Origin of the sequence: Glutamicibacter nicotianae, from assembly GCF_006539525.1 — a bacterium.
Classification (GTDB): Bacteria; Actinomycetota; Actinomycetes; order Actinomycetales; family Micrococcaceae; genus Glutamicibacter; species Glutamicibacter nicotianae.
The window spans coordinates 1-3,577 of record NZ_BJNE01000033.1; the positions used below are offsets into that span (position 1 = coordinate 1).

The 3,577-nt window shown below is 53.7% G+C and carries 1 rRNA gene; it reads right to left on the bottom strand.

Going from position 1 to position 3,577, the window contains the following annotated elements:
• Positions 1 to 76 precede the first annotated feature (76 nt).
• Positions 77 to 3,209: ribosomal RNA gene (locus ANI01nite_RS16525) — 23S ribosomal RNA — on the bottom strand.
• Between the last annotated feature and the right edge of the window lie 368 nt (positions 3,210 to 3,577).

The following is a 3,577-nucleotide window of genomic DNA, read 5'->3' on the forward strand; positions in this document are numbered from 1 at the left end:
AGAGGTTGTTGTCTCGTAACCGCATAGTGAACGCGAACAGCACTGAAAATATCAGTTCAAATCATTGTTTTATTGTGTGTTGTAAGCCATCGGCCTATTAGTACAGGTCAGCTGCACAAGTCTTCAGTCCTTGCTTCCACATCCTGCCTATCAACCCAGTGGTCTAGCTGGGGGCCTCTCACACACAAAGGTGCATGGAAATCTCATCTCGAAGCAGGCTTCCCGCTTAGATGCTTTCAGCGGTTATCCCTTCCAAACGTAGCTAATCAGCGATGCACTTGGCAGTACAACTGACACACCAGAGGTTCGTCCGTCCCGGTCCTCTCGTACTAAGGACAGCCCTTCTCAAATTTCCAACGCGCGCAGCGGATAGGGACCGAACTGTCTCACGACGTTCTAAACCCAGCTCGCGTACCGCTTTAATGGGCGAACAGCCCAACCCTTGGGACCTACTCCAGCCCCAGGATGCGACGAGCCGACATCGAGGTGCCAAACCATGCCGTCGATATGGACTCTTGGGCAAGATCAGCCTGTTATCCCCGAGGTACCTTTTATCCGTTGAGCGACGGCCCTTCCACGAGGTGCCGCCGGATCACTAGTCCCGACTTTCGTCCCTGCTCGAGCTGTCACTCTCACAGTCAAGCTCCCTTGTGCACTTACACTCGACACCTGATTGCCAACCAGGCTGAGGGAACCTTTGGGCGCCTCCGTTACATTTTAGGAGGCAACCGCCCCAGTTAAACTACCCATCAGGCACTGTCCCTGAACCAGATCATGGTCCGAAGTTAGGTGACCGGTACAGCCAGAGTGGTATTTCAACGATGACTCCACCTGGACTAGCGTCCAAGCTTCACAGTCTCCCACCTATCCTACACAAGCTGCACCGAACACCAATACCAAACTATAGTAAAGGTCTCGGGGTCTTTCCGTCCTGCTGCGCGTAACGAGCATCTTTACTCGTACTGCAATTTCGCCGAGTTCATGGTTGAGACAGCGGGGAAGTCGTTACTCCATTCGTGCAGGTCGGAACTTACCCGACAAGGAATTTCGCTACCTTAGGATGGTTATAGTTACCACCGCCGTTTACTGGGGCTTAAATTCTCAGCTTCGCCACAAGGGCTAACCAGTCCTCTTAACCTTCCAGCACCGGGCAGGAGTCAGTCCGTATACATCGTCTTGCGACTTCGCACGGACCTGTGTTTTTAGTAAACAGTCGCTTCCCCCTGGTCTCTGCGGCCCACACCCGCATCAGAGAAGCAAGTTCTCATCACGGGGCAGGCCCCCCTTCTTCCGAAGTTACGGGGGCATTTTGCCGAGTTCCTTAACCATGATTCTCTCGATCGCCTTAGTATTCTCTACCTGATCACCTGTGTCGGTTTGGGGTACGGGCGGACTGGGACCTCGCGCCGATGCTTTTCTAGGCAGCATAGGATCACCGAATCACCCCATAAACGGGGCGCCTATCAGGTCTCAGAATACATGAGCGGCGGATTTGCCAACCACTCTTCCTACACCCTTGGACCAGGTCAATTCCATTGCCTGGCTCGGCTACCTTCCTGCGTCACACCTGTTAATACGCTGACCTCACTGCATCGGTTCCCACCACACCACCAGCAACCATTCCCGAAGGAACAAATCACCGGATCCGTCATGGTTAGCATCCACAGCTCAGTATGGGCGGTCCTTCGCCGGTACGGGAATATCAACCCGTTGTCCATCGACTACGCCTGTCGGCCTCGCCTTAGGTCCCGACTAACCCAGGGCAGATTAGCTTAACCCTGGAACCCTTGATCATTCGGCGGACGGGTTTCCCACCCGTCATTCGCTACTCATGCCTGCATTCTCACTCGTGTGGCCTCCACCGCTGGTTTACACCGCGACTTCACCGTCCACACGACGCTCCCCTACCCATCCAAACACCCAATCGAAACCAGGCTAACACTTGAATGACGCAACTTCGGCGGTGTGCTTGAGCCCCGCTACATTATCGGCGCGGAATCACTTGACCAGTGAGCTATTACGCACTCTTTCAAGGGTGGCTGCTTCTAAGCCAACCTCCTGGTTGTCACAGCAACTCCACATCCTTTTCCACTTAGCACACGCTTAGGGGCCTTAGTTGGCGTTCTGGGCTGTTTCCCTCTCGACTATGAAGCTTATCCCCCACAGTCTCACTGCTGCGCTCTCACTTGCCGGCATTCGGAGTTTGGCTAAGGTCAGTAACCTTGTAGGGCCCATCGCCTATCCAGTAGCTCTACCTCCAGCAAGAAACACGCAACGCTGCACCTAAATGCATTTCGGGGAGAACCAGCTATCACGAAGTTTGATTGGCCTTTCACCCCTACCCACAGCTCATCCCCTCCATTTTCAACTGAAGTGGGTTCGGTCCTCCACACGCTCTTACACGCGCTTCAACCTGGCCATGGGTAGATCACTTCGCTTCGGGTCTAGATCACGCCACTCACACGCCCTATTCAGACTCGCTTTCGCTACGGCTTCCCCCCACGGGTTAACCTCGCGACGTAACACTAACTCGCAGGCTCATTCTTCAAAAGGCACGCCATCACCACACACAAGGCATGGCTCTAACGGATTGTAAGCACACGGTTTCAGGTACTATTTCACTCCCCTCCCGGGGTACTTTTCACCATTCCCTCACGGTACTGATTCACTATCGGTCATCAAGTAGTATTCAGGCTTACCAGGTGGTCCTGGCAGATTCACACAAGGTTTCACGGGCCCCGTGCTACTCGGGCATCAACACTAGAACGGCAGACACGCATTACGCCTACGGGACTATCACCCTCTCTGGTCCGGCATTCCAACCGATTCACCTATACGCCTGCACCTCATCCCACCAGCGTAGATAGAACTGGCACATGCTGACCCCACAACCCCGGTGATGCAACGCCTATCCGCTATCACACACCAACCGGTTTAGCCCCATCCGCGTTCGCTCGCCACTACTAACGGAATCACTATTGTTTTCTCTTCCTGCGGGTACTGAGATGTTTCACTTCCCCGCGTTCCCTCCACACAGCCTATACATTCAGCTGCAGGTCACACCACATAACATGGTGCGGGGTTCCCCCATTCGGAAATCCTGGTCTCAACGTCCGGTTATCGACTCCACCAGGCTTATCGCAGATTCCCACGTCCTTCATCGGCTCTTGATGCCAAGGCATCCACCGTGCGCCCTTAAAAACTTCAACACAAATCAAAGTCTCAGAATTGAGCAATAAAACAATCTAACAAAATCACGCAGACAAGACTCCAACACCAACCAATCCCAGGAAAAGGACCAGCCAGCTCATCTCATCTGCAAGATGCTCGCGTTCACTATACAGTTCCCAAACAACAACCCCGCACCCCCGCAACAACACCCCAAAACCAACACCAACCAAAGGCCAGCATCAATCCAACAGGACATCCTTGCAGCAAACACAGGACAAACACCGAAACACCAAGAACCCCTCACCCAAGCGAACACCACCAGGACCCTCCCCACAGGAAGAACCCCGGCAACCATTCACCAGGAAAGGAGGCTTGTTGCCTCAAAACCCAACAGCATGCCAAACCA